Below are 26,444 nucleotides of genomic sequence, written 5' to 3'. Positions count from 1 at the left end.
CAGTATTGCGTCGCTCTAGCCAACCACATCTATGCCATCCAGGCGATTTTCTCCAGCTTGCGTCGATCCTGGAGGATACGCAGTGCTTGCATCAGCTCCGGAGCCATTTCCCTGATTTCGTGCAGATGCGCTCCGCTGAGCTTTGCCAGAATGCGTTCGGCCTTGTCCATCAATCGTACGATCTGCCAGCGGCTATCGGCCTTGCTCGATATGCGCTCAATATAGCCCGCCTCGGCGAGCCTGCTCACAAGTTCCGTTGCTGAATGCGGCGCAATCAGCAGCCGATCGGCGAGCATTCCGACGGTCATCTCTTTTCAGGTGGTAGCCCTTTGATCGCAAGCAGCGCCTGATGTTGCTGTGGCGTCAGGCCGAGATTCGACACTTCCGCGTTACTGAACTCCGTAAATTTTCGCAGTGCATAGCGCAGGTTCGCAAGGGCCTCATAATCTCCCGGCGAAAGGGCATCCTCATGTGTTTTCGTGGTCATGCTGCAACTCCATCAGTCACAAAGATGTTGATTTATATCGTATCACGACATATCGGGGAAGCGATGAAAAAATGCGCCTGCGTTGAACAGCAGCGCGATTTGGAGACAACGCATTGAAAAACCCGGAAAGCAGACCACACCATCGTCAACATGACTTCACCGGCGGCCTTGCCCGACGGGAGGCTGGCGATTTCACAACAGATAAGCGCGTGCTTTTATTGATCGGCATGGCGATTATCGTCGGCACGGGCGGCGCGTTAGCCGCCTGGTTACTCGTCAATTTGATTTCGCTTGTGACAAACGTTGTGTGGCTCGGACACGTCAGCACGCAAGCGTCTTCACTCGCGAATGCGCCGCGATCGGCCTGGATGGTGGCGGCTCCCGTGATCGGTGGCCTCGTGATCGGCCTGATGGCCCGGTTCGGCTCTGACAAGATCCGCGGGCACGGTATTCCCGAGGCCATCGAGGCCATCCTGATCGGCGGCAGTCGGATGTCACCCAAAGTCGCACTTCTGAAGCCGCTTTCATCGGCCATCTCCATTGGAACCGGCGGCCCTTTCGGCGCGGAAGGTCCGATCATCATGACCGGCGGTGCCATCGGCTCGCTGTTTGCGCAATGTTTCCACATGAGCGCTGCGGAACGCAAAACGCTGCTGGTTGCAGGTGCTGCGGCCGGTATGACAGCGATTTTCGGATCGCCGATTGCGGCAGTGATGCTGGCTGTCGAATTGTTGTTGTTCGAATGGAAACCGCGCAGCTTCATTCCTGTCGCGGTGGCGGCTTGCGTCTCGATCTACTGGCGACCGCTTCTGTTCGGACAGGGCCCGCTCTTCCCGACCAATTTCCAGAGCCATCTTCCGTGGTGGAGCGCGTTTCTCTGCGTTGCGATGGGCATCATCTCCGGTCTGCAGTCCGGCCTGCTGACGACCTTACTTTACAAAATTGAGGATGCCTTCGAACGGTTGCCGATCCACTGGATGTGGTGGCCTGCGCTCGGTGGCTTGGTAGTAGGGCTTGGTGGGTTGATCGAACCGCGTGCGCTTGGCGTCGGCTATGATATCATCTCGGACCTGTTGGGCAGCCATATCGTAGCCAAAGCGGTCCTTGCGATCCTTCTCGTTAAGGCCGGGATCTGGCTGGTGGCTCTGTCTTCCGGAACGTCAGGTGGCGTGCTTGCGCCGCTCCTCATTCTCGGTGGTGCTCTCGGCTGGCTCATTGGACTCGTCTTTCCCGGAGATCCGGGCTTCTGGGCCTTGCTGGGCATGGCTGCCATGATGGGTGGTACGATGCGTGCGCCCTTGACAGGAACGTTCTTCGCGGTCGAGATCACCGGCGACATCAGCGCCGTTGTGCCGCTGCTTGCAGCGACGGTCACAGCCTACGCCGTCACCGTTCTGCTGCTCCGCCGTTCCATTCTGACCGAAAAGATTGCACGTCGCGGTCAGCATATCACCCGCGAATACGGCATTGATCCCTTTGAACTGACACGTGCATCCGAAATTATGATCCGGCAAGTTGATACTTTGTCTGCAAATATAAGCGTCGGAGAGGCCCGTAGCTTCTTTTCATCTCAACAAAAAAGCCATCGCGTCTATCCGGTCGTCGAAGATAGTGGCCTGCTTGCAGGCGTGGTCTCTCGTGCCGACGTGCTGCGCTGGCAGGGTGACGAAGATCTTGCCGGCCAAAGTCTTAAGGAAAACATTTCTGACGGTTCGCTCCCCGTCGGTCATCCCGACGACACCGTCGGATTTATTGCCGATCTCATGCTCGCCGCAGACACCGGCCGAATCCCTATCGTAGATCGATCGACCGGCAAACTTGTTGGCCTAATCGCGCGTAAGGACTTGTTGCGGCTCAGGAGTTCCTTGAAATCTGCCGAACTCGAGCGGCGTCCTTATTTTGGAGCTCATCCGAAAGCGGTCACTGACCAATGATCGTTGAGCAGACGCGAATTTTTCGGAGAGATCGCACCTATAGCTCCCGTGGGGTTTTCCGCAAGCCCGTAGGCATTTGCGGTCGTGTTTTGGCGGGCCGAAACAGCGTTACCCACTGCGATCAGGACAGGATTTTCGTAACCGACCTCCTTCATGCCCACAGCAAGATTCATGAGGCTGCCGTGCGCTTGCCGTTCACGCTGCCTTGGAGAAAGGCGATTTCGCCGCTGCGCGCGCCATCGTCAACAAGCTTGAGCCCTTCGAACGCATGCGCACGAAGTTCCGCAACGGAACAAACGTTACCGTCGTCAAGGAGGCCGTGACCTATTCCGGCCTCGATGTCGGTCCTGTCCGCGTTCCGGGCGTGCCACGTCTTGATGAGAAGGACCGCGAAGAGTTGTTCGCTTTGCTGCGCAGATGGCGGGAAGCAGGCGAACTTGCCACCGCCTGATGCCGGTATCCGGCGGTGGCGACCTCTTCATGAACCGACGTTCTAAGTACGCCGCTACCAGACAGTCCGAACGCATTCGACGCAGCCCGCTTCATACGTATGTGACAAGGGAAATCGTCATATGTCAGCGAGTTCGTGACTGGTGCTGCTACCTTGTAAGCTGGTCGGGCGAACTTCAGTGCGGTCCTTGTGGGACCTCAGCAAGAACAAGCGAGCTGCAAGAGCGAAGGGATTATGAATGAATCTACTGCAACTCGGTACGTCTCGGGCTACCCGCTAGCGAACTCAGATGTCTTCGATAGGCGATGTTCCATAATTACTATTATCTGTTTTTAGCCAGCTAACTATCTTCGCGCTCTCTCCCAGTTTATATATACAAATATTTTCAATGCTTTAGCCTTAGTCATTGGCGATTCCGCGGGTACCCGACCCGCTAACTCGGATGAAGGTCAAAAGGATCGGCGTCTGCGTCAGGCAATCTTGTCGCGCCTGGCATTAGCGCCGTATAAGGTGCCATGACATCTGATTCAAAGATTTTTGTCGGCCTGAGACCGACGCGGAAGAAAGCGGCTGAACATCGCGAAACAACCGGGCCGAGATGCCAATGGGACGGATGCGACAATCATGGCATGCACCGCGCTCCCGTTGGAGCGGATGCTGAGGGGCTATACCTGCTGTTTTGCCTTGCTCACGCAAAAGAGTATAGCGAGGGCTACAATTACGTGACGAAACTGTCGAATCCCGTCACGGCCCGCTACCAAAGGGAAGCGGCAAGCGGCAGCCGTCCCAGTTGGGGCGTTAGGATCGATCACTCGCCTGAAACGCCCCTTCCCTCCGCAATTCGCTCCGGGACGGCAAAAGCGATCAATGCAAGAAAAAGCGCTGCACAAAGGCAAGCAGCAAAAGCGATCGTTCAATCCCGCAAACTCAAGGCGCTGGAAGCGAAGGCATTCGAAACGCTCGGGCTTTCACCGAGCGCAACACCGGATGAAATTAGAAGCCGCTACAAACAGAGGCTCAAGATGCACCATCCCGACGCAAACGATGGAGACCGCGCATCCGAAGACGCGCTTCGGGCGGCAATCGACGCTCATAGGATCCTGAAACTCAATGGCTTCTGTTAGGTGCGAGACACACTGGAGCCAGTCAAGGACTGGCAGACTGCTGCCAATTCAAGTTGATCTGGCCCGGATTGTTTCCGGTAACTCTCGATAACGGAGGCTGCCGAATGGCTGCGCCGCCTGACGCTGGTAATCCGAGATCAAACGGTCGAAGCTCGTCCTGAAGGCAAACACTTTGCTTTCGGGACAAGCCATGTTTGTAGGCTTCGGCATTGGCGCTGTCAGTCACAGCGTCTCATGGTCTTGGTAACCTGATCGCCATTTTCATCCGTGCGAGTGACGCTCCTTGTCATGCATCGGCCGCGATCATTATAGCGATCGTATCGATCGCGATCGCGAACCGATGGCTATGCCCCGATCACTCAAAGCAACGTAAGGATGCTGATGGCGATGGTGACGATAGCCTTGATCATAGGAAGGCCCGTCGACAATCACCTCCTCAGCGGACGCAGGCACAGCAACACCGATGGTGATGGCGGCCGCACAGGCAATAATTATCTTCCGCATTTGCGTATCCTCCTTAATTTCCCTGATGATCAACCGCCAAAGTGGAATATTGTTCCAGCCTGCTAGGCTGAGCACAGAGCATTGGGCAAAGAGGTGGACATCACTTTTGCCGCCGGCGCGATTATTCAGACGTCGATTTCCGCGCCGCCCACCCTGATCGACGGAGTTCCTTTCGATGCGAAATCATCAAGGACGTTTCCGACCTTGTTGTTCTGGTGTGTCCTTGTCGGCAACCTTTTGATCCTGTCGCCACTCCTATCGCTTAAGCAGCGAAGCAAACCTGTCATGAGGACGAGAAGAGGCCTAACCGCCTGCGTTTCAGCGTATTCAACATCGTCTGGTGTTGTCCATTTTTACCGAATGTGACACGCTTCGGTTGGATTAGCCGCTGGTAATACAGTATGTTCGATGCAGTCCACGCAAGTCGGGAGGAGAAGGACCAGTTGTCAGAGGGTCGACAACGAACGGCAAACGTCAAGGAGAACGCGAATGCAGCAATGGCTTGATAAGCTGACTGATCTCACCGCACTCGAAGGCGATCAAAGCAGCCTTGAGGAAGCTCTCTCAGGTCTCACTGCACGGATCGGCTTTCGCGGCTATGCTTATCTCAACATGCAGCCCAGCCATATCGTCGCGATCTCGAACTATCATCCGGAATGGCAGGCGGTGTACTTCGAACGACATTATTCCAGGCTTGATCCTGTCGTGAAGCGCGCGAAATCGCTGAAACGTGTTTTCATGTGGAACGGCGAACAGGAACGTCCGCGGCTTTCAAAAGGTGAGCGCTCGTTCTACGCGCATGCAGCCGATTTCGGTATCCGTTCCGGAATCACCATACCCGTCAACGCCGCGAACGGCGCGATGGCGATGTTCACCTTGGCTTCAGAAAACTCGACAATCGACCTCGATAAAGAGATCGATGCAGTTGCCGCCGCGACGGCGGTGGCGCAACTCCATGCCCGCATTGCGTTTATGCGGGCGACGCCCACCGTCGAGGAGAATGCTTATCTCGACCCGAGGGAAGCAGCCTATCTTCGCTGGATTGCAGTTGGCAAGACCATGGAGGAAGTGGCCGATCTGGAGGGCGTCAAATACAACAGCGTACGCGTCAAGCTTGCGGAGACGAAGAAGCGCTTCAACGTTCACACGACGACGCACCTGACCGCTATTGCGATCCGCAAAAAACTGATCTGACGCTCAATTCACCGATACCCTCGGGATATAGCCAAGGATAGTGACCAGCGTGTTTACCACGCTCATCTGTGCGTGCATTTCAATGCTGGCTTCGATAGACCGCAGATGCTGGGCGCCGCCGGTCAATTTTCCTGTTTTGTAGTCGTCAGGTAACGCCTGAAAGAGCTCGTCGGCCTTTGCAACCAACTGCCTATGGGCCCGAATAGCCTGGACTGTGAGCGCCTCCAGATCGGCCGTCGAAAGTCCACGAGTGAGCCCGACCAGAGGCCGAAGCTCAACCCTTCCCAACAAACTTGCAGCGTCCGATTCCATCACTGTCTCCCTAGTAGGTTCGTCGGGTGCACGCGCTGCCAGCGAACCTGAAAATTCTAGCCGAGGGGTAAAATCCGAGATGAATCCGTCTCAAGCCCCGAGCACCGAAGCGACTGACAATGCGTCCCAGCCCCCTACGGCACTGTCCACTCGTCGCCCTCCCTCGGCCAAGAGGCCCTATCATCTCTGACGTAATCCAACAAATGGATTTGAGGAAAACCACACCCAGGTAGTGGTGTCGAAAGGGCGATTGTAGAGGATACTCTGTAGATGAATGCGCTGCAAGGCGCATGACTCCGCCTATGAATATTCGAGAGATTTTTGCGCTCAATCTCAGGAGACTGCGAAACGCCAAAGGGCTTTCGCAGGAGGAGCTTGCACACCGCGCAGACATCCATCGCACCTATGTCAGCTCCTTGGAGCGATGCGTCTACAGCCCGACAATTGATACGGTTGCTAGCCTCGCCGAAATACTTGACGTGGAGGCGTTCGAACTCCTCGTGTCAAAGGGCCGCTCCAATATCAAGAATATGGCCGAATCCAGCCCCGAATCACCCTCCGACATTTGATTTCAACGGGACAATCCTCATGTCTGGCGGCAATCGTTTCAATGATCTGAGCCGCAAAGAGACGCCGTGCTGGCTCGTCAAACCTCCTTTTTCTTAAACCAGTTGTACCCACCCGCAGGATCCGCTGCGAGGCGGCATAGCATGAGAGCCGTCTCATAAGATTTCTGGAACGCGGCAATGGGCAAGAATTCAAAACGCGAATGGAAATTATAGGCGCCGGTGAAGAAATTCGGGGTGGGCAATCCACGCGCCGACAGGGCCGCCCCGTCCGTTCCTCCCCGCATCGCAATGAGCTTTCTTTCAATTCCCAGTGCCGCAAGAGCATTGAACAGCAGTTCGGCGGGCCGGTTGTCGTCGCCGAGGTAGTCAGCGATGTTATGATAGGTGTCGGTTACGCCATGCTGTACCGAGCCGGACGGATAATTCGATCTGATCCACGCCGCAACATCACCGACACGCCCTTTCCGTTGCTCGAACGCGGCCTTGTCGAAGTCGCGGATCATGACCTTGAGCCGGGCTTCGTTCTCATTGGCGACCAAGTCCTTGAACCAGAAATAGCCTTCGCGCTTTTCCGTGCATTCGGGTGTTTCGGTGCGATCGAACTGCGAGATGAAGTCGAGGGCCATCAGCAGCGGATTGACGAGCACGCCCTTCGCCGACATCGGATGCGCGCTAACGCCGGTAAAGACGATCTCGCCCGAGGCAGCATTGAAATTCTCGACGACAACCTCGCCAAGCTCGCAGCAGTCGATGGTATAGGCGAAATCACACGGGAAGCGGTCAAGATCGAGTACCTTTGAACCACGCAATCCGATCTCCTCGTCCGGGACGAAGGCGACCACGATGTCGCCGTGGGGCTGTGACGGCCCAAGGCGGGCAAGAAGGGTCATGATGATAGCGATTGCCGCCTTGTTATCCGCGCCGAGTACGCTCGTTCCGTCGCCGACAATGATATCCTCACCCAGCCAGGCGAGAATTTCCGGATGGTCCGCCACCCGCAACCAGATGTCTTTTTGCGCATTGAGGCACATGTCCTGCCCGTCGAAACGTTTGATCTGCGGCCGAATGATTGGGGAGAGGCCGACGTCGACCGTATCGAGATGGGCGATGAACCCAATGCGTGGAGCGCCTGGGCTATTGCCGCGTTTCACGCCCGTCACGATGGCATGCTCATCGATGACGACGTCATTAACGCCAAGGCCGCGCAATTCCCCTGCCAGCATGCTGGCAAGTTCAAGCTGGCCAGGCGAAGAGGGTAAATGCGTTGCAGCGGCGTTGCTCTGGCTTTCTATGGCAAGGTAACGGAAAAACCGGCCGACAAGCTCGTCGCGTACCCCTATCGTCTTTTGTTCGATCGAATACATTCAATTTCCTCTATGCAATGCCAGTAACGGGCAAAGGCGCCGCTGATCACAAGGGTCCGGCGCATATTTTTAATCTTTCCCTGCCCCTGCCCTATCAGGGGCACCTCCAGCTTCTCCGTCGGCGCGCTCGGCTTTGCCGCTCAGACGCGGAGAACGCCGATGTCCTCTTGCAGTTCGATTTCCACGCCGAGCTTCGCGGACTGCTCCCTAAATCTTTGCAGGATTCTCTTTGCGGCGTCCCCAGCCACAAGGTGTGGGACCAACCGCCCCTCGAGCAATCGATCCTTTAAGCCCTCCTCCCCTCCGATTACGATCGGATAGAAGCGGATGTCGATCAGGGTATTGTCCTGCGCATAAGAGCACACGCCGATAACACTCTCCCACACTTCAGGTGCCCTCCACGTCGTTTTCTCCGATCTCACATGGAAGATAAAATTGCCGAGGCTATAAAAGATCGGCCGACGGCGATAGACTTCCACGGGTTGAAGAACGGGGGCGCCATGGCTGACAAACATCGCCGCGCCGGCATCGATGCACCGCCTTGCAACGGCGCTGACCCATTCCGGCACCTGATACCAGTCGGAAGCCCAGTGGTGGTGGTGCAGATAGGCTATGGTGAGGCAGCCCTCGCTGGCGGCGACGGAGATCGACCTGAGGTTTCGCGCAATATCGTTTTCATCGATCCTGACGCTCCGGCCGAAACTTGCCGATCGCTTGAAGACGGCGCGTGCGATCCCGATCTCCTGGTGCGGATCCAGAAGCCGGGGATCGTCGGGTTGGCTGTCATTGGTGAGGTCGATCGCAGTGTAGCCGACCTTCTCTCGAACCGAGCAAAGTTGATCGAAGGCCGCCTCGTCAACCTCAATGACCTGCGACAAACGAAGCCTGTTTACGCCGGGACGCGCCGGCCGATCAACGTCTGCGTTCGCCGCGTACATGAAATCCGGACCAGGGCCACCATCCATCGCGACGATGGCGACCTGTTGCCCTGCAATGGTCCCAATGCTCGCTCGCGAGGCCTCGGTCTGGTTGCGCCCGAGCCCCGCATGAAGGAAGCCGCGCTTTTCAACTTCTTCCAGGGTCGAAAGCACACCGGACGGGCCGAGATCGAAGGCATGGTTGTTCGAAAGGGAAAGCGCTCCGAACCCCATCGCCTGAAGCGCGTCAAGGACAACCGGCTCGCTGCAGCCGAAAAAGGATCCTTTGAGCGGCCAGCCGCCGTGGCTTCCAAGGATCGTCCCTTCGAAATTGGTGAACGAAAGATCCGGCTGGCGAAGCAAGGCTTGAACCGCCTGAAACGCCGGAGCGCGGATGGCGCGGATATCATATTTTATGAGCGATTGGCCCGTGACGGCCAATGTGAACCTGTCATTCATGTGTCACCTTTCGTGGCAGTGAAGAGCCGCGGATGTCTGGAACCGAAATTGTCGAAACCAGAATGGTTGAGACCTAGCCGTGGCGACCGACGGCCCTCAGCTGACGAACCGGCGGGGCCGGGCGTCGATGAGGGTGCGCGTGTAGGGATTTTGCGAATAGGAGAAGATGAAGTCGGAGGGTCCGACATCTTCGATACGGCCATCCTTGAAGATGTAAACGGAACTGCAAAGCTGCTGCACGACAGCAAGGTCATGAGAGATAAAGAGCATTGTCATGTTCTTTTCGGTGACGCTGTCTTTCAGAAGCTTGACGATTTCGGCCTGTATCGATACGTCGAGCGCCGACGTAGGCTCGTCTGCGATGATGATCTGCGGCCTCGCCAACAGCGCCCGCGCGATACAAACGCGCTGCTTCTGCCCGCCCGACAGCTGATGTGGATGACGGGTGAGCAAGGCGCGGGATAGGCCAAGTCGATCCATCATCGCCGCGATGTCGGCCGGCTCGTCCTGGGAGTGCGCACTTGCGCCAAAGCGGAAGCTTTCGCGCAATGTCTCGCCGATGGTCATCCTCGGATTGAGCGACACGGCCGGATCCTGAAAGATCATCTGAACGCGGCCGAGAAGTCGATTGCGGCGGCCGCTCATCGAAACATCAAATTCGTTGCCGGCGATCGTGACCGTTCCCGTGGACGCAGCATCCAGGCCGGCAATGATCCGGCCGATCGTCGTCTTTCCGCTTCCACTCTCGCCAACAATGCCGGTGATCGTGCCACGCGGCAGCCTGATGTTGACGTCGCGCAAGGCGAACTTGGGTGAGTTGTGGCCAAGAATCCGCGCAAAGCCCCGCGGAGAGAAGGTTTTTGAAACACCCTTAGCGACGAGAAGCAGGTCATCGCCCTCGCCCGCGTCCGCAGAAACGGTGCGGTCGGCAGTGGCTTGTCCCTCCTCCTTTGGCGTCAAAATTCGAAGCCGCGGGACCGCCGCAAGCAGGCCGCGCGTATAGTCGTTTGCCGGCGCATCGAGAATGGCCGTGGTGCCGTCCTGTTCCACCACCTGGCCTCTTCTCATGACGAGAACACGGTCGGTTATCTCGGAAACCACGCCCATGTCGTGAGTGACCAGGATGATGGAGACACCAGTCTCATCGACGAGGGTTCGAAGGAGCGTGAGAATCTGCTTCTGGACCGTGGCGTCCAGTGCCGAAGTCGGCTCATCGGCGATGATGATGTCGGGCGATCCCGCCAGTGCGATTGCGATGACAGCCCGCTGCCTTTGTCCTCCGGAGAGTTGATGAGGATAATTGCCATACCGGTTCCGTGGCTCTGGAATTCCGACGCGGGCCAGGAGCTCGACAGCGCGTGCGCGAGCCTCATGCCTCGGCACGGATCCGTCGAGCGCCAGGATTGTTTCCTCTACCTGTGCCCCGACGCTCATCAAAGGATCGAGCGAAGCGGTATGGTCTTGGAAGATGGCCGATATTCTCCGTCCCCGGAGGTCGTCCCCCTCGCCCGCCATGATGTCTATCGGCTTGCCGGCGAATTCGATCGAGCCGGAGGTTCGTTGAAACCCAGGGGGAAGCAGGCCGAGGATGGCATTGCCCAATGTCGACTTTCCGGCGCCTGACTCGCCGATGACGCCGAGGATCTCGCCGCGTCCAAGTTCGAAGCTCACATCCGTCAGGAGCGCCGCCGGTCCGGAGGCAGAGAGGTGACGAAGGCCAAGGTTCGTCACCCGCAGCAGCGGTGTTTTTCCAGGTTCGCATGTCATACCGAACGGCTCCTTGGATCGAGACGGCGTCGAACGTCTTCTCCGACGAAGTTGATGCTTGCGATCAGGCCGAAGAGGGCGAGACCGGGGAAAAGGCTGATCCAATACTGGCCGGTCAAAAGGTACTGAAACCCGTTTGCGACCGTGGAGCCGAGGGACGGCTTGTCGATCGGGACGCCCAGGCCAAGAAAGGACAAGGTCGCTTCGAGCGCGACGGCATGACCGACTTCGATCGGTATCAAGGTGACGGCCGGCGCAATGCTGTTCGGAAGCAGGTGGCGGAAGAGGATCCTGGATGTTGGCAGCCGCATCAGCCGGGCTGCGTCCATGTAGGACTTTCTCGTCTCGCTCAGTGCGACACTGCGCGCCAATCTCGCATAGGTCGCCCATTGAGCGATGATCAACGCGAGAATGATCCGGTCTATCCCGGGCCCGAGTGTGACGATCGCAATCAAGGCGACGAGGATCGTCGGGAGGCTGAGCTGAAGATCGACCAGCCGCATGATCGCAACATCGACCCACCTGCCGAAATAGGCGGCGCTGACGCCAGCTGTGAGGCCGATCAGGGCGGCGATGGCCGCGCTTGTGATCGACACCACGAGGCTGATGCGCAGGCCATAGAGGATACAGCTGACGATATCCCGCCCGAGCCCGTCCGTTCCGAGCAGGTAGAGAAAACCGCCGCTGCCCGCCGTGCCGGGCGGAGAGGATGCCTCCCATGCATAGATCTGCAGTGGGGCGTACGGATTTTGCGGCGCAATGACAGGCGCAGCTAGGGCCAGCAGAATATAGGTTGCAAGCAGGAGCGTGGACGGCGTGAGCATCCGCGGCAGGGGACGCTTGTTCAGCGCCCGGAGAATTTCAGCTTTCATGGCGGTTCACCTTTATGAGGCCAGGCGCACGCGCGGATCGAGCACGGCATGGAAGAGGTCGACAAAGGCATTCAGGGCGATGAAGGCGACCGAGATGAAGGTCAGCGTTGCCATCACCACTGGTCGATCGAGGAGTTGGATCGAGTCGATCAAGAGCTTTCCGACGCCCGGCCATGAGAAAATCGATTCCACGACCACCGCGAAAGCGAGCATGCCGCCAAATTGAAGGCCGATGATCGTCATGATCGGCACGCTGATGTTCGGAAGCGTATGGCGGAACAGGATCCTTCGCGGGGAAAGCCCTTTCGCACGGCAAAACCGGGTGAAGTCCAGGCTTTCGACCTCGATCGTGCCCGATCGAGAAAGCCGGGCGATCAAGGCAATGTTCGGTATCGCGAGCGCGAGCGCCGGAAGGATCATGTGCCACAGGCCGTCCTTGGTCAGCACGCTCCATTCCAACCCCATGAAGCTCGCCGTCGCGCCCCGTCCGCCCGATGGAAACCAGCCCGTCAGGATCGCGCCCAAGAGGATCAGCATCATGCTCAGCCAGAAGGACGGAATGCTCAGCGCGAACACGCTCGATCTGAGGGCGGTGCGGTCGAAGAGCCCGCCCTTCCTCCGGCCGGCCAGGAGCCCCACTCCTGTTCCGGCCGGAGCCGCGACGAGCATCGCGACACATGCGAGCTCAAGCGTCGCGGGAAGCTTGCTCATGACCAGGGCAAGGGCCGGCTGATGGTAGATGTATGAGGTTCCAAAGTTTCCATGGACGACGTTGTCGAGGAAAAGGGCATATTGGCGCCAAACGGGTTGATCCAGTCCCAGCGCGATCGTCGCGCGCTGGATATCGTCGGGCGTGGCGGTTTCGATATTGACGATGTTGAAGACCGGATTGCCAATGCTGTGGATGCCGATAAAGCCGATCAAGGACATGGCGAAAAGGAGAAGGACGGACTGCGATAGCCTTCCAAGCGCAACTGAAATCAAGGCCATGATCTCTTACTCCGTCGCCGGAAGCGTCTGCATCGCCGTCGTCCAGCCGCGCGGGTGCATCACGTATGAACCAACACGTGGACCGTAAGCGACGATATGATGGAAGTGGTAGAGAGGAATGATCGGCTGATCGGCCATCACGAAATCCGTCGCGTCGGCAAGTGCCTTGTTCCGCTCCGGGCCGTCCGGGAGGCTCTCCGCCTTTGCCAGCATCGCGTCAAAGGCTTCGCTTCGATAGTGCCCGAAATTCAAGGCTCCGGTTCCACGGTCCGGATTTGGTGAAGCAAGCAGCGCATGGAGAATGATGTCGACTGCTTCGCCGGAAGTGCCGCCGTACCAGAGGGCGAAGTCGCCCGCAGCACGCTTGGTGTTGAAGACGGAGAACGGAAAGGCCGCCGGCTGGACGCTCACGCCGATACGAGCCCAGCTTTGCGCGATCGCCTGAAGGCTCTCCCCGTCGCCGGGATAACGGCCGGCAGGTCCGGCGAGAACGAGTTTGAAGCCATCTGGAAAACCCGCTTTTGCGAGAAGGGCTTTCGCCTCATCATAGTTCGGAGGCGAAACCTGCAGATTTGCCGAGGTGCCCGGCAGACCGCTTGGGAAGACCTGCGCCGCGGCCGTGGCATATCCGGCAAGGATCTTGTCGACCAGAACTCCGCGATCCGTCGCCATCGCAAGCGCGCGCCGCACCGAGGGATTCTTGAAGGGATTGGCAATCGGCTTGCCCGACTTATCCGTGACGCCGGGGAGCGTCTCTCTTTCCGTGTCGAATTGCAGAAAATTGACGCGCGCCGCGCTGATGCTGGCGATCCTGGCACCGCGCTGCTTCAGAGAGGCGACGTCACGTGCCGGAATGGCATCCGCGACATCGACCGCGCCGGTGGCCAGAGCCGCCACGCGGGCGGCGGCGCTTTCGATCACCCGGAACGTGACCTCCGGCCAGGCGGCTCTGCCGCCCCAGTAGTCATCGTTTCGGGCAAGCTTTAGCATCTCGCCGGAGCTCCAGCTCTGGAACCTGTAGGGACCTGTACCGACGGGAGGGCTGCCGGCGTTGAGTTCGTCTGTCGTCTGAAACCCCTGCCCAGGACGATGCATCACGAAGATCGAGGAAAGCGACAGTGGCAAGTTGGGAACATTACCGTTCGTATCGATGACCACGGTCAGAGGATCCGGCGTCGAGACGGCCTTGATTTCGCTGACATAGGCGCGAAAGCCGCCGCTTGGCGGTTTAAGGAAATCCCGGATGCGTTCGACCGTGTAGACGACGTCGTCAGCGGTGAATGCCGAGCCGTTGTGAAAGCGGACATTTGGCCGAAGCTTGAACTCCCACTGCGTGGCAGACGTTGCGCGCCAGGAAATGCCGAGACCGGGCTTCAGATCGAGGTGCTCATCCTGATAGACCAGCCGCTCATAGATGTGGGAGAGCAGAGAGGTATTCTCGTTGAGATTGGCGTAGTGCGGATCGAGCGTCATCAGCTTGTAAGCCGTGGCAATCCGAAGCTCCTGTGCCCTCACCTGCCCCGCTGGAACGCTCGCTACGGCAAGCAAGATCACCAGCATGCTCAGGAGAAGCAGACGAAATGGACTTCCTGGTTTCATTATGAAGTTCCCTTTTTTGATTTTTTGTTGCGGTCGCGCCGCTGCGGCAAAAATGGTTTCGCCGAAAGTTCTTCACTGGGACGATGTCCTCAGAGATCCGGTTCGCAGCATTTTGTAGAGTATCCACTGCAGATGAATGTGCTCTGCGGTGCAATTGTCCCGAGTATTCACTCCGGAACATCCCGTACGAGATCTGAGGATGGTAAGACTGAAACCCCCGTCGCCCGCAAAGCAGTCTGCACCGACAGCAGACGTTGACCGCTCCTACATCAGCGTGTTCGAAGGTGGTGTGGAGGTTTTTGCGTCGATCCTCAGCAGATCGGCGATGACGGCGCGGATTTGCGGCCAGGGATACTCGTCGCTGGTGACACAGGGTTGCCCTTTGGTGACGATGGCATGGAGCTTCGCGGCCGCGCCGGCACTTGATCGCGCCGGCGTTTCCCACAGCATTGCCGCCACCTCATCCTCTGCGGCGGATGCCCGCCGCTCTTCCTTGAGAGCAGAGCTATACCCGACTTCTTCATCGGCGACGCTCCAGGCTTCCGGCGCGGACGATGGCGAACCGACCATGGAAACAAGCCTGGTTTCGAGCCCCTGCTGCCGCAGGCACATTTCGATCAGCCGCTGCCGGGCTTCGCACCATTCGCGCCAGACCGTAAAGGCCAGATCGTCATTGAAGATGTCGAGCGGTGCGATCAGCCGGGCGGCAAGCTCCGGATTTGTGGGTAAAGACTCCATGACGAACGAATGGAGGTCTCCCTGGGTGACCGGAGACAAAGTTCTGCTATTGTCGGAATCAGCCATGATCCGAGCTCCCATAAGCTTGGTTGTGGTCAGGCTGTGTTTGGTGTTCCAGCACCGAATGCAGCCGCAGGTAATCACACTTAGGTATCATACGAGATCAAGTTGATCAATTCGAAATCACATGAGTCCAACAAAATCACCGGCACCCAGCTACGCGCCGCGCGTGCGATGATCCGCTGGAGCGCAAAAGATCTTGCAAAAGCAGCAGGGATTGGTGTCGCGACAGTGAGCCGCGCCGAAGTCGAAGATGGCACACCATCCATAACAAATGCAAATCTGAGGGCTATGCAATTGGCTCTGGAAACAGCCGGGATTGAATTCATTCCGGAAAACGGTGGCGGCGCCGGCGTGCGATTAAAGAAACCGGAATGAAGAGCGGTAGCGTTCTCACAATTGAGCATGCCGCGGCGCGCGGGCTATGCTGAACTGGAGTCCAGCCGAGCTTGCGAAGGCCGCTAACTTTCTCGCGGCCGCGGGATAACGGCTCATGCCGAGCCTGAATCAGAACTGGCGGTGAAATTTAAGTCTATTCAGCAAGTCGCTTTGCTGATTTGATCAAAATATTATAGTCGGAGACCCATGATTATGATCCGACCTTCCCGCCCCGATGAGGGTGCCCGTATCATCGAAATCTGGCGAGGCGCAGTTGACGCTACTCATCACTTTCTAACGCCTGAGGATCGCCTCGCTATTGATGAAATGGTGTGCGGTTTCCTTCCCAACGCACCACTCTGGCTGGGAGTTGATGAAAATGACTACCCGCTGGCCTTCATGCTGATCGACGAAGGACACATGGAAGCGCTTTTCGTTGATCCCGCCCGGCGCGGAATCGGTATTGGTGCTGCCCTCGTGCAGCACGGCCTCACGCTTCATCCAAAAATGACAACCGATGTCAATGAACAGAATGATCAAGCTGTTCGCTTTTATGAACGAATGGGATTTAGGCAGACGGGCCGTTCGCCGATTGATGGGCAAGGCAGGCCATATCCGCTCATACACTTGGAATATGTGGGCTGATTACCCGAGCTCCGGGCATCAAACTCGGCGCTTCACTACGCTGAAGTTAATGGGTTCACCGCCTAATCTGTTATCGCCATGAGAAGCATAGCAAATATGACTCCGATTAAAACGGGCGTGCTTTAACGACCCAAAACTACTCAGGAGTGCCAACTGCTGCGAAAAGGCGCTGTGGCAACCATGCGCAACCGAAATGCGATCACTCTTCGGCCCTTACCACCCGGAAATCCTCAGTCACTTCCGCTGATGCAGCATCCGGCTGGGCTTGCCTAGCCGGATAACGGAAAAGGCGCGCATCGCTGACCGGAGTCGGCAACGCCCGCCCCTCGGCTTTGTCTTACATGATTTATTGCAGCCGCTTCAGAAGTTCTTGGGCAACGAGGGGCGCCGAGGCTGGGTTCTGGCCTGTTATCAGTTCGCGGTCGGTCACGACGTACGCAGCAAAAGGCTCATCGGCCTTGCTGAATTTACCGCCCGCTTGCTCAAGCGCTGTCTGAGGATAGAATTTCATCTGGCCGCCGTTCAGCAATCCTTTGGCCATTTCTTCTTCCCGATTGCTGATAACGGTGAGCTTGTAACCGGCATAAATCCATTCGCCACCGGCGTTGGCTGCACCTGTCGTTTCAAGCTGAGCGGTGAAGCCCTTCGCATCCCGAAGCGTTGAGATGAGCGCGATTGGCCCGTGGCAGGCCAGCGCGGTCGTCTTGCCCTTCTCGTGGAAGTAGGTAAGCAATTTGCCGAGTTCCGGGCTCACCAGAAGATCTTGCATCGGGGCATGACCGCCGGGCACATAGACCGCATCGAAGTGGTCGTAACCGATCTGCTCGACCCGGGCGAGACTGACCACGGGCGATGCGGTGCTCGACAGCAGGCCGAGTTCGTCGAGCTGCGTTTGGCTCGCTTTCATTGCGGCTTCATCGCCGCCGAAATACATCTTGTCGATCGAGGTCTTGTCGACGGACGGCGCGGTGCCCCTCGGTGTGGCGAAGGTGATATCATGACCGGCGTCGCGAAGGGCTTTTACCGGCTGCATCAGTTCGTTGAGGTAAAAACCCGTCTGGAAAACCTTTCCGTCCTTCAGATCGAGATGGTCGGAATCGGACAGCACGATCAGGACGTTTGCGGCGTGAGCACTGTGGACGCCCAAGCTGAATGCTAGGGCGACGGCAAGGCTACGGAGGCGTTTCATCGGTATATCTCCGGATGTTGGAATCATGGCGTGAACGAAGAGTGATGCGGGCTGCTCAGCCCGCCACCTTTAGCAGGCGATGCAGGGCGAAATCGGCGAAGTAGTCGCCTACGCCGCTGGCCTGAAACCGCTGCATTGCCGCACCCTCCATATGGGCGCGCCACTGGGCTTCGCTTTCCCACGTCTCGACAAAGATGCGAACCCGGCCGTCATCGAGGGACTGGTGCAATTCGTAGCGCAAGCAGCCATCTTCCAGGAGCGTTTCTCCGACGAGCTTTTCCTGGGCGGCGCCAAGCGCCGCCTCCCTGCCGGGTTTGGCGGTGGTGATAGCGATGATGGTAAGGGGACTGTTGGACATGAAATGGCTTTCTCAGGCGATGGTGTTGACGAGGCCGCCTTCGGCGCGCAGGGCTGCGCCGTTCGTGGCCGATGAACGGGGGCTGGCGAGATAGGCAACGAGATTAGCGACCTCATCAGCTTCCACCATGCGCTGCAGGATCGATGCGGAACGGGCTGTTGCGAAAAATTCGGCCTCGATCTCCTTGATCGGAGCAGAAGGATCGCTGGCCTGGCTGCGCAAGAAGGCTTCGATGCCCTCAGAGCGGGTCGGACCCGGCAACACGGCGTTGACCGTTACATTGGTGCCGCGCGTCAGTTGCGCCAAGCCACGCGAGACCGAGAGTTGCGCCGTCTTGGTGGTCGCGTAGTGGATCATGTCAGGCGGAATGGCGAGGCCGGACTCGCTCGAGATGAAAATGATCCGGCCCCAATTCCGCTCCAGCATGCCCGGCAGATAGGCCCGCGACAGACGCACGCCGCTCATTACGTTCACGTCGAAGAGGTTCGTCCAGTCCGCGTCAGCGATATCACCGAAGGCCTTGCTTTCGTAAATGCCGAGATTGTTGACGAGAACATCGATCGAAGGGGCGGCTTTGGCGATGGTCGCGGCGCCGTCGGCGGTCGCGGCGTCCGCTCGAATGCCGTTGACGGCCTCACCACCCGATGCCTTGATGATGGTGACCGCGGCGTCGAGCTTGGACTGGTCGCGGCCAGTCAGAATGACGCGGGCGCCTTCGACGGCGAGCGCCTTGGCGATGGAGAGCCCGATCCCTGCGGTCGCGCCGGTCACAAGGGCAGTCTTGTTGGTCAGTTGCAAATCCATGATGCTTCTCCAGATTGTTTCCGGAATTAAGCTATGATCTAAGAATAGAGGGCACTATTGCCGGAATTAGACAAGCACCTGTGAATGGAGATCATCATTGCCGCGCATTCTTATGGAACGGTCTGGTGAGATGGAAGTGTTTGCTCGCGTCGTCCAGGAAGGAGGCTTCTCAGCGGCGGCGCGCAGCCTCGACCTCACGCCATCAGCGGTCAGCAAGCTGATCGCACGTCTCGAAGCAAGGCTTGGCACACGCCTTCTGGTGCGGACGACGCGGGCGTTGACACTGACGGAGGAAGGCGAGGCTTATCATCACGCCACACTCAAGATATTGCAGGATCTGAACGATGCCGATCAGGAGGCAGCCGGCGGGGCGGTGCGTGGACGGCTTCGGGTGAACACTACCATTCCGTTTGGCACCATGTTCGTGGCTCCGGCCATGCCCGCCTTTCTCGCACGCAATCCTGACCTGATCGTCGACCTGAGCTTTACCGATGGCATCGTTGATCTCGTCGCGGACAAGGCAGACGTCGCGATCCGAATGGGGAATCTGCCGGACAGCAGCCTGATCGCAAAAAAACTCGGGCAGAGCCGACGCGTCGTCTGCGCCGCTCCCTCCTATCTCCAGCGCAAAGGGCGGCCTGAAACGCCCGCCGATCTCGAACGTCATGACTGCCTCACCTTCAATTTTCGCCGGGCTCGACCATCCTGGCCGTTCCGATGGCAAGGGCAGGACATTTCACAGGCGGTCACAGGAAGCCTTGTCGTGAACAACGGCGAGACCATGAAGCAGATGGTGCTTGCCGGAGCGGGTATCGCACGATTGGGCTCGTTTCACGTCGCGACCGACATCCAGGCAGGAAAGCTCGTACCATTGCTTGAAGAGTATAATCCAGGCGATCTGGAACTGATTCACGCTGTTTATGTGGGCGGCGGGCCACTGCCACACCGTGTCCGAGCCTTTATCGAATATATGATCGAGACGCTGGCTGGATCCTCGCTACGCGGAGCGGAGACCTGACTGAAGGGTAGCGGGAGACCCACATCGCATCACCTTTGTCACGGCCTCGGAACGGGAGGCGGCAACCGGCAGTGAAAGCAATTGAAGTGTCGGTCCCTGCAATCGATCTGTAGGGCGCTAGGATTGATCAGTTCCCCCGGCGAATGTTCTTCATTTACTTAGTCGCCGTGCCATGAGGATATCGTCAATTTCCCTGCCGCCGTCCAAGAGGCCGCCGGGGATCCTCCCGACCTCAGAGAACCCTTCCCGGAGATAAAAGCCTATCGCTCCCGGATTTTCGGCGCTGACCGCGAGTTCCAGCTGCAGAATTCCCTGGCCTCTTGCAAAATCGACGACCGCGTCCAGGAGATCTTTGGCAAGGCCTGTTCCACGAAAACTTGCCCGCAGGTAAACCATGACAAGGGTGGCTCGATGGGCCATCTTGCTCGGGCTTTGACGCAAGAGGCCGATTATGCCGACAGGCTCATCGCGGCTGAATGCCACGAAGACCGGATCAAGCAATCGTTGACGCCACTCTTCGACAGGAAGATCGACCCAATCCTCGTAGCGGCTCGCAAAAGAGGAGGGTTCGGTCTGAAGCGCTTCCAGGCGAATGCGCCGGAAAACATCAACCTCGTTAGCGGAAATTCGTCTGATCAGCATGCCATCCCGACTCATAACAATCTCCGATAAAGTCCCCTGAATCCTTATTATTGAATTCAATGGCTTGCTACCTACCGGCGCCTTCTCGTCGACTGGCATTCCAACAAACGATAGCCGCCACGAGACTCGTAAGAAATTATGCCCACTGCCACTCAGGCGAAGCAGGATGAATTCTTCGCGCCCTGATGTGCGCGGCCAACTCTGCCCAAATCGGATCGCTAGCAAAACTGAAAAGGTTGCCGGACGCCTCTTCCAATGAGCAGTTCCCATAGTGAGCGGCCAATTCCGACATCTCGCCACACTCTTCGAATTCCCGAAAGGGATAGCCGTCATCTGGCCGCAAGACACGATGTCCCCACACACCGGGTCGCACATCCGCACGCAGCGTATCGAGGAGACCGCTATCGTCCGAGCATTCAAGCGCAGTGGCAACAAGATATCGCATGAGCGGATAATAGACGGTCTGCCGGCAGCCGCCGAGAACCCGAATACCCGGCAGGATCGATATAACCAGAAACGTAAGCAGGAGATTCGGCACCAATTTGCGTTGCCGCAAGGCGGCTGCAATGCTCTGAGGCTCGAACGGCACGTGAAAACCCGGCGAAGAGCCCCCTGAGAGAACCCCATCCTTCAGCCGCACGGGAAAAATCCGTCCGTCCGCCAAGCCCCAGAAGAATTCGGTGGTTTGCCGTATCCATCCCGCCCACGGTCCGCCGTTAAGCCGATCCAGCGTTCGTAACAACTTTTGGGCAAACTGGCCGCCGGCAAGACGGGTCGATAGCCACGACGCCGGATCCTCGAAATGTTCGGCCACGAGATCGGCAACATCGATATCATCGAATTGCAGCAGTCCGACGGACGGCGAAAACGATCTTCGCCATAGGGCCAGATTTGCAGCCTTTATCGCCTCGGCCGCCGACGAAAATTCCATGTCGGGCAAAATGGCCTTGAGCCGGGCCGCCGCAGTATTGACCGGTTCCCCACCCTGCGCGCTGGACAAGGCAAACCGATAAGGCCCGTCGAAGCCGCAGATGCTGTAGGGGTCCATCCGGCGTCGGGAAAGGCCGAAGACATTCACCGCCTCGCCATCGAGCCGGAGCCATCCCGGACCCTTTTTTGCCTTCTCCACGAACTTCACGGTCGAGGCACTGTAGCAGATATGCCACCGATGAGCATTGCTGGTGAGGCCGAGCATGCTGAACAGGTGCGTATAAAACGCGTCCGGCTCGATCAGCAGGTGGCAATGGGGGCCAGTCTGGATTACCGGTGAAGCGGCCAATTGTCGGCTCGCACCCTCAGCATCGGCTTGGGTCGCTCCTGATCTCAACGCGATCCGCTCAATAAACCTGCGGAACCGGGCTGCTGCGTCCTGGCGATGCACGCTTTCGCCACGGACGCTTTCGGCGCGGTAAACGGCCTGCGCATAGTCCTTGAGCGGGCGCTCCCAGAAGGGGGCAAGGTCCGGCATGAGATAAGACATGGTCCTTCTTACCTCCGCAGCGCTACTGGAACCCCAATTGCCGTTCGACCGCTGCCCGCTCATGTATTGCCGCCCTCGTTCCGCAAAAAGTGATTTTGATTGCGCCGCAATCCGGATGCGCTTGCTGTTTCAAAAGGGAACTCGTGGGGCTCGCCACGCCCAATCCGACGGAATCGGATCTTTGCTGGCGTTTACGAGGACGTGTGGCAAGTCTTCATAACAAAACTCCGGCGGGATGGCCGGTCTCACCATCGAAGCGACAAAGTTGCCTAAGGACTTCAGCGAGTTGGATGAAACGATCGTGTAGAAGTTGCCGCTATTCCAGGTGATGACGGCGTAACGAAAATACGAGCGGATAGCTGATACCGATGCCTTCAGATCGACCTGAAGGTCCATCATCGTATCAAGGACATCGCGCTTCTTCGTGGCAATTTGGCCGTTGGAGAAAAATCGAGGTTTGAACAACTCATCCTTTTGACGCTCCCGTTCGAGGTAGCTGTCGATATTCGGCTGGCTGAGCTTTTGTAGCTGCACCAGCAGTCCGCCGGGCCGAAGTCGGGGGGCGATGAAGTCAAGCTGGCTTTCTCGATCGGGACTGTACATCTGGAACGTCGTGTCCTCGAAGAGAATGTCATATCCGTCCCGGAAAGGCCGAAGATTTTCATCCGTAGCATAGCGCTCGTCATCCAATTCGAAGAATGGTCCATGATGAAAATGAGCGTCTTCGCTGCCTCTGCGAGCAAAAAAGCAGACACGGTTGCCGTGCGTGGGACTGCAGCAGAGGGTTTTCAGTCGCCCATCACCCAATTTTGCCAGCGTTCTTGCAAGCGTGCCGGCGCCGGCCCCCAAAGTGTAGATGGTTGCCGCGCGTCCACTGCGCGCCCATGCGTGTTGACCGAACAACAGCATTGCCGAGCCAAGGCGGCATTCCTCTTCAAGCCGATAGGGAATGCTCGCGAAATAATGACTGTCGAAATGTCCCCACAAACGCCGGTGGGTATCCCAGAACGTCATGCAATCGAGATCGAACGATAGAAGATCCATCTCGGGCTCCGGTCTGCCCAGATCGGGCGCACCTTCAAGCCCGCTGGCGGTTCGTTCAAAGAAGCCTGCGAACGAATTGAGACGCGGAGCATTCCGCCAGGACTCCATGATCTCCCGATCCACCATCGCGCGATCCTCGTCGTTGAGCCAAAGGAACAGCTGTCGCCCAATCCGATTTTGGGGAGCGAGCCTCAGCGCTTCGTCAAATCACACCCTGTCGAGGGCGCGGTTCACAAGTGCACATGCTGTCCTAGGGTTGATCGCAAGTAGCCTCGATACAATCTACCGATATTGGGAGATCGACTCGGCGTTTTGCCTGCTCAAGAGAGACGCGATGAATGCATCGAACTGACGCTAAGCACGCGCGCCAGCGCTGCGCTCAGCCAGTGATCGACCGCCGGCTCGCGGCAGGAGAATGCGGAAACATCATGCGCTTCAGTGAGTGGTTCAGGCGCCGAAAAAGCCGCGGCTTATCGCTTCGGCTTATAACAGGGCTCCCAGGGCGCGGGTCGCTTGGCCAACTCCACGATCTCGTGCACCGGAACTGCGGGACGAGACAGGACTTCCATGAAATCGGCGAATCCTTCAGGACTCATGCGGACCAGCCGCTGCTCCATGACGACTTCTTCGGCTGCGCGCACGGCGGCGTCGCGCACAAAGTCGGCACGCGAACGACCCCGCAGCCTGGCGGCACGATCAATCATTGCGACGTCCGCGGCAGGCAGACGCATGGCGATCGAGTAATCCTTGCGTTCCACGGTCTTAGCCACAGGCTTCTCCTTGAGTGACAGTTGAGCCACGCATCGCAAAATGTAATACGCTAGAATTGCCTCGCCGAGGCGAAAAATAAAACTTGCCACGGCAGCGCCATCAAATCGGCTGGCTCGCGAGATATTGTCGACCGTTGATCTTTCCGCGTTATTCGGGCTGGATCAGCTCTAGAAAGCTTGCTCTTGCGATCGCCTGATAGATCGTTGCCGCATCCAGTTTGCGTCTGGCTAGCCTGAGATAAAGACGCACGGCATCCTCCGAAATCTGCAATCTCGTGGCAATGCGCTTCGGAACCAAGCCGCTTGAAATAAGTTGAAGGCACTCCTGCTCGCGTCTGGAAAGTTTACGGTAGACGCCGCTTTTTCGCAGACCCGAGACGGTCAGAGCTTTCTCATGCAGATAACAGGAAAGAACCTGAAGTTCGTGGCTGCTTGAAGCGCGTAATTTCCGCCATTCACGCCCGGACAGGTTCGATGTCGCGGAAAACAGGCTGCGCTCGCCACTCGGCCCCCTGACCGGGATCGTTACGCCGTGTCGACCGACACCGAATGCGTTCGCCTCCTGCAAGAAACTGCGTGTCCTCGCAGATCGCCGATCAAGGCTCGACCAATCGACGGGCAGGAACCCGGTTTTGTAAAGCTCGATGACGGGATCGATCTCGAAGTAGTTGTTCCGATGATAAAGCGATGTCCATTCCTCTGGATAAGTCGTGCAATACCAGGGGTACGTGCCGGTTCGGTTTGCGAGGCGGACCAGCAAGAAGACCAGGTGAGCAAATTGATAGCGGCCTCGAATATCAGCAAGGGCAACATTCAAATCCGCCTCGCTGTCTGCTTTTCGCAAGATCGCCAACGACCAAGCCAACCGTGACCGTCTTTGTTGATTTTCCATTGAATACCTTTCGAGAAGCCCATCATGATCGTCATTTTGCACATGACCGGTCGGAAGTTCGGCTCTATCGGGAGCCGCCAATCCCAGAGAGGTCGACGCGCATTCCTGCCTCGTAGGGATTATTGTGGGCGTCCGTGCCGGATGTGTCCGGGCCTTCATCGTCCCGCGGTCGATCATCTTTGCCCTTAGCCATTTCGCCGGACGGCGCGCGAGGCCTCGGTTCGGACGGCATTCCCACGCCGGGATCTGGCGCCCGAAACACTGCCGTGCCCTCGAAATACCCGGTCTGCCAAGCAACGATGGCGTCATTGAACACCTGCGGCAGGACCTCCTTGTCGGCGGGGTTGCCGTACCACTTCATGACAATGCGATAGACCTTCGCGAACAGGGCCGTGCCCATTTTCAGATTGGCGCAGGCGTCGACGATGTCCGGTTTGAGTTCGCCCGCCTCCATGATGCCGAGACCGGCTGGATATTGCGTGATTCCCACACGTATGGTGTTGCGACCGATGTTCTTGCGGATCAGTTCCATGGCGTCATCTGACGTTGTCGGCTTCGGGACAAGAACGAGGCGGCTCCCAGACCGGACCGTGACGGAAAGCGGATCGAGCGATCCTGCCCGCTCGACGAACTGTTCCACGAACTCCGGTTTCAGGGCGGGATCCGCGCATTGCTGGATGAGGGCGATATCGACCATTCCTCATATCCTTTGCTCAGGTGTTGAACGCTATGACGACCGGCAAGTCGAAGAGCTTGGCCCAGGCGACGATGCTCGCCTGCTGGAGCGCGACGATCGATGTGCCTGCAGTCCACCATCCGTTTCCCGTCGCAACGATGATGTCAGGAGAACGCAGCATCGACTGCAAGATCGGCCAGACGAGCAGTTGCTCGTAGCAGATCAGAGGTGCAACCTTCACGCCGCCAGCCTTCACGACCGGATTGGCGAAGAAGCTCGCGCGCGCGCCACCGCCCTGCCCCGACCAGGCTCGCCATGGCTGCCACATGGAAACCGGGACCGGGACCCGCTGCCGATATAGAATCTCCGACCGTTCGCTCGATATTGTGACCAGCACATTCTCATATCCCGGGCGCCCGAGAATGGCGGCGCCGGCGATGACAGTCGCATCGCTATCATGCAAAGCCTCTCGCCAGAGGCGCTCCACGGTCGGTGTCCAGAAGCCGAGCGCGCTTTCCGGAAGGATGAGGATGCGGGCTCCCTCGCCTGATGCCCTGCGCACCGTTGCCATCAGGTCACGGTGATAGGCCAGTGATCCATCGCGCCCGAGGTTTTGACCGTGTTCAAGATCGACGCCGGCCCATCCGGGCGCTAAGAACGGCGGCGTCCAGCTTGCGGCGGACCAGACCCAGCATCCTCCCAAGACGATTGCTGCGGCCAGTCGGCCTCGCGATGCCATCATTGCGAGGCCGACAGCGGTAGCGGCTAGGCCCCACCATCCCCACCCGGGAAAGAGAACGCCTGCCGCTGTGATCGGCTGCGCCCAGCCGGTGATGCCGAAGGGCGGCAGTGCCATCAGTAACGTCGCCGCCAGATACCGCAGCGCGCTTCGAAGTGCCGGCCGCCCTTCTTCCGATTGCCGTGTCCACACCGCGACATGCACGACGACGAAGGAGGCTGAGGCTGCCAGCCAGAGTAGCAGGCCGGGCCGGAGATCTGCGGCAAAAAACTTCGCGACGCCCTGCGGCAGACCGCGGGACGCGGCGAGGAAATATCCCGCAGATACCAGCGCCGCGACGACTCGCGAGGGCGACAGCGCCCATAGCGCAGGGAATAACATCGCTGCCGGCAAGGTCAGGACATGCCCGCTCCAACCGATCCATCCGCAAGCTGTCGCGACGGCGATCAGCACCCCTGAGCGCCGGCA

Annotated in this window: 27 protein-coding genes and 1 pseudogene; 8 read left to right on the top strand and 20 right to left on the bottom strand. The window is 58.2% G+C overall.

What is annotated here, in order from left to right; translation table 11 throughout:
* Positions 1-29 precede the first annotated feature (29 nt).
* Together FHT85_RS31075 and FHT85_RS31070 are read right to left on the bottom strand one after the other, a co-directional pair.
* A complete protein-coding gene (locus FHT85_RS31075; protein WP_409527365.1) occupies positions 30-308 on the bottom strand; it encodes a MarR family transcriptional regulator in 279 nt (92 codons plus the stop codon).
* Positions 305-487 (bottom strand): hypothetical protein, encoded by a 183-nt coding sequence (locus FHT85_RS31070; RefSeq protein ID WP_409527364.1) that lies wholly within the window; start codon positions 485-487, stop codon positions 305-307. The genes FHT85_RS31075 and FHT85_RS31070 overlap by 4 nt, the downstream gene beginning before the upstream one ends.
* 113 nt (positions 488-600) lie before the next feature.
* Between FHT85_RS31070 and FHT85_RS29935 the strand changes: the two genes are divergently transcribed.
* From FHT85_RS29935 to traR, 4 genes and pseudogenes are all read left to right on the top strand, one after another.
* Positions 601-2,421 (top strand): chloride channel protein, encoded by a 1,821-nt coding sequence (locus FHT85_RS29935; protein WP_183775089.1) that lies wholly within the window; start codon positions 601-603, stop codon positions 2,419-2,421.
* 184 nt (positions 2,422-2,605) lie between these two features.
* Positions 2,606-2,872 (top strand): annotated as a pseudogene (locus FHT85_RS29930) (dihydrodipicolinate synthase family protein); the annotation flags it as partial.
* 515 nt (positions 2,873-3,387) lie between these two features.
* Positions 3,388-3,996 (top strand): J domain-containing protein, encoded by a 609-nt coding sequence (locus FHT85_RS29925; RefSeq protein ID WP_183775086.1) that lies wholly within the window; start codon positions 3,388-3,390, stop codon positions 3,994-3,996.
* A gap of 993 nt (positions 3,997-4,989) precedes the next feature.
* Positions 4,990-5,694, top strand: a complete 705-nt coding sequence (gene traR / locus FHT85_RS29920) for a transcriptional regulator TraR (RefSeq protein ID WP_112339438.1) — start codon at positions 4,990-4,992, stop codon at positions 5,692-5,694.
* 3 nt (positions 5,695-5,697) lie between these two features.
* On the opposite strand, the gene FHT85_RS29915 is transcribed toward traR, so the two are convergent.
* Positions 5,698-6,006, bottom strand: a complete 309-nt coding sequence (locus FHT85_RS29915) for a transcriptional repressor TraM (protein WP_112412007.1) — start codon at positions 6,004-6,006, stop codon at positions 5,698-5,700.
* Positions 6,007-6,308: 302 nt separating this feature from the next.
* On the opposite strand from FHT85_RS29915, the gene FHT85_RS29910 reads away from it, so the two are divergent.
* Complete coding sequence (locus tag FHT85_RS29910) at positions 6,309-6,575, top strand: helix-turn-helix domain-containing protein (RefSeq protein ID WP_112339445.1); 267 nt, start codon at positions 6,309-6,311, stop codon at positions 6,573-6,575.
* Between the two features lie 77 nt (positions 6,576-6,652).
* Here the strand turns inward: FHT85_RS29910 and pepT are convergent, their stop codons facing one another.
* From pepT to FHT85_RS29875, 7 genes are all read right to left on the bottom strand, one after another.
* Positions 6,653-7,915 carry a peptidase T gene (pepT, locus tag FHT85_RS29905; protein ID WP_162709719.1) on the bottom strand — a complete coding sequence of 421 codons (1,263 nt, stop codon included), beginning with the start codon at positions 7,913-7,915 and terminating at the stop codon, positions 6,653-6,655.
* A gap of 164 nt (positions 7,916-8,079) precedes the next feature.
* A complete protein-coding gene (locus FHT85_RS29900; protein ID WP_183775083.1) occupies positions 8,080-9,315 on the bottom strand; it encodes a CapA family protein in 1,236 nt (411 codons plus the stop codon).
* Positions 9,316-9,411: 96 nt separating this feature from the next.
* Complete coding sequence (locus FHT85_RS29895) at positions 9,412-11,082, bottom strand: dipeptide ABC transporter ATP-binding protein (protein WP_112412004.1); 1,671 nt, start codon at positions 11,080-11,082, stop codon at positions 9,412-9,414.
* Positions 11,079-11,954, bottom strand: a complete 876-nt coding sequence (locus FHT85_RS29890; RefSeq protein WP_112412003.1) for an ABC transporter permease — start codon at positions 11,952-11,954, stop codon at positions 11,079-11,081. The genes FHT85_RS29895 and FHT85_RS29890 overlap by 4 nt, the downstream gene beginning before the upstream one ends.
* Positions 11,955-11,966: 12 nt before the next feature.
* Positions 11,967-12,944, bottom strand: coding sequence for an ABC transporter permease (locus tag FHT85_RS29885; protein ID WP_112339432.1), 978 nt, complete (start codon positions 12,942-12,944; stop codon positions 11,967-11,969).
* Between the two features lie 6 nt (positions 12,945-12,950).
* On the bottom strand, positions 12,951-14,543 hold the full coding sequence (locus tag FHT85_RS29880) for an ABC transporter substrate-binding protein (RefSeq protein ID WP_112412002.1): 1,593 nt from the start codon (positions 14,541-14,543) through the stop codon (positions 12,951-12,953).
* A 264-nt stretch (positions 14,544-14,807) separates the two neighbouring features.
* Positions 14,808-15,347 carry a hypothetical protein gene (locus FHT85_RS29875; RefSeq protein WP_162709717.1) on the bottom strand — a complete coding sequence of 180 codons (540 nt, stop codon included), beginning with the start codon at positions 15,345-15,347 and terminating at the stop codon, positions 14,808-14,810.
* A 102-nt stretch (positions 15,348-15,449) separates the two neighbouring features.
* Here FHT85_RS29875 and FHT85_RS29870 point away from each other — a divergent pair, with 102 nt between their 5' ends.
* Both FHT85_RS29870 and FHT85_RS29865 read left to right on the top strand, forming a co-directional pair.
* Positions 15,450-15,719: a multiprotein-bridging factor 1 family protein gene (locus FHT85_RS29870; RefSeq protein WP_112339429.1), complete on the top strand. Its 270-nt coding sequence runs from the start codon at positions 15,450-15,452 to the stop codon at positions 15,717-15,719.
* 207 nt (positions 15,720-15,926) lie between these two features.
* A complete protein-coding gene (locus FHT85_RS29865; protein ID WP_112412000.1) occupies positions 15,927-16,364 on the top strand; it encodes an acetyltransferase in 438 nt (145 codons plus the stop codon).
* Between the two features lie 346 nt (positions 16,365-16,710).
* On the opposite strand, the gene FHT85_RS29860 is transcribed toward FHT85_RS29865, so the two are convergent.
* The 3 genes from FHT85_RS29860 to FHT85_RS29850 are packed head-to-tail and all read right to left on the bottom strand — an operon-like array spanning position 16,711 to position 18,715.
* Entirely contained in the window at positions 16,711-17,553 is an 843-nt protein-coding gene (locus FHT85_RS29860; protein ID WP_183775080.1) for a type 1 glutamine amidotransferase domain-containing protein, read from the bottom strand.
* Between the two features lie 55 nt (positions 17,554-17,608).
* Complete coding sequence (locus FHT85_RS29855; RefSeq protein WP_112411998.1) at positions 17,609-17,911, bottom strand: putative quinol monooxygenase; 303 nt, start codon at positions 17,909-17,911, stop codon at positions 17,609-17,611.
* A gap of 12 nt (positions 17,912-17,923) precedes the next feature.
* Positions 17,924-18,715: an SDR family NAD(P)-dependent oxidoreductase gene (locus tag FHT85_RS29850; protein WP_112411997.1), complete on the bottom strand. Its 792-nt coding sequence runs from the start codon at positions 18,713-18,715 to the stop codon at positions 17,924-17,926.
* 97 nt (positions 18,716-18,812) lie between these two features.
* On the opposite strand from FHT85_RS29850, the gene FHT85_RS29845 reads away from it, so the two are divergent.
* Positions 18,813-19,733 (top strand): LysR substrate-binding domain-containing protein, encoded by a 921-nt coding sequence (locus tag FHT85_RS29845; RefSeq protein WP_112411996.1) that lies wholly within the window; start codon positions 18,813-18,815, stop codon positions 19,731-19,733.
* A 150-nt stretch (positions 19,734-19,883) separates the two neighbouring features.
* On the opposite strand, the gene FHT85_RS29840 is transcribed toward FHT85_RS29845, so the two are convergent.
* The 7 genes from FHT85_RS29840 to FHT85_RS29810 form a co-directional block, all read right to left on the bottom strand.
* Positions 19,884-20,390 (bottom strand): GNAT family N-acetyltransferase, encoded by a 507-nt coding sequence (locus tag FHT85_RS29840; RefSeq protein ID WP_112411995.1) that lies wholly within the window; start codon positions 20,388-20,390, stop codon positions 19,884-19,886.
* A gap of 121 nt (positions 20,391-20,511) precedes the next feature.
* A complete protein-coding gene (locus tag FHT85_RS29835) occupies positions 20,512-21,918 on the bottom strand; it encodes a hypothetical protein (protein ID WP_183775077.1) in 1,407 nt (468 codons plus the stop codon).
* 66 nt (positions 21,919-21,984) lie between these two features.
* Positions 21,985-23,025 carry a class I SAM-dependent methyltransferase gene (locus FHT85_RS29830; protein WP_183775074.1) on the bottom strand — a complete coding sequence of 347 codons (1,041 nt, stop codon included), beginning with the start codon at positions 23,023-23,025 and terminating at the stop codon, positions 21,985-21,987.
* A 344-nt stretch (positions 23,026-23,369) separates the two neighbouring features.
* Positions 23,370-23,669 (bottom strand): DUF1778 domain-containing protein, encoded by a 300-nt coding sequence (locus FHT85_RS29825; protein WP_112339421.1) that lies wholly within the window; start codon positions 23,667-23,669, stop codon positions 23,370-23,372.
* A 148-nt stretch (positions 23,670-23,817) separates the two neighbouring features.
* The gene (locus FHT85_RS29820) at positions 23,818-24,603 is read right to left on the bottom strand and encodes a LuxR family transcriptional regulator (RefSeq protein WP_312861377.1); all 786 of its coding nucleotides are present in this window, start codon (positions 24,601-24,603) and stop codon (positions 23,818-23,820) included.
* Positions 24,604-24,625: 22 nt separating this feature from the next.
* Positions 24,626-25,258 carry a TraH family protein gene (locus FHT85_RS29815; protein WP_112411993.1) on the bottom strand — a complete coding sequence of 211 codons (633 nt, stop codon included), beginning with the start codon at positions 25,256-25,258 and terminating at the stop codon, positions 24,626-24,628.
* Positions 25,259-25,274: 16 nt separating this feature from the next.
* Positions 25,275-26,429, bottom strand: a complete 1,155-nt coding sequence (locus FHT85_RS29810; protein WP_312861376.1) for a conjugal transfer protein TraB — start codon at positions 26,427-26,429, stop codon at positions 25,275-25,277.
* Positions 26,430-26,444 lie beyond the last annotated feature (15 nt).

The organism is Rhizobium sp. BK312 (assembly GCF_014193605.1).
Classification (GTDB): Bacteria; Pseudomonadota; Alphaproteobacteria; order Rhizobiales; family Rhizobiaceae; genus Rhizobium.
The sequence above is the reverse complement of the archived record's forward strand: the minus strand, read 5'-3'. Positions and strand labels throughout refer to the sequence as shown.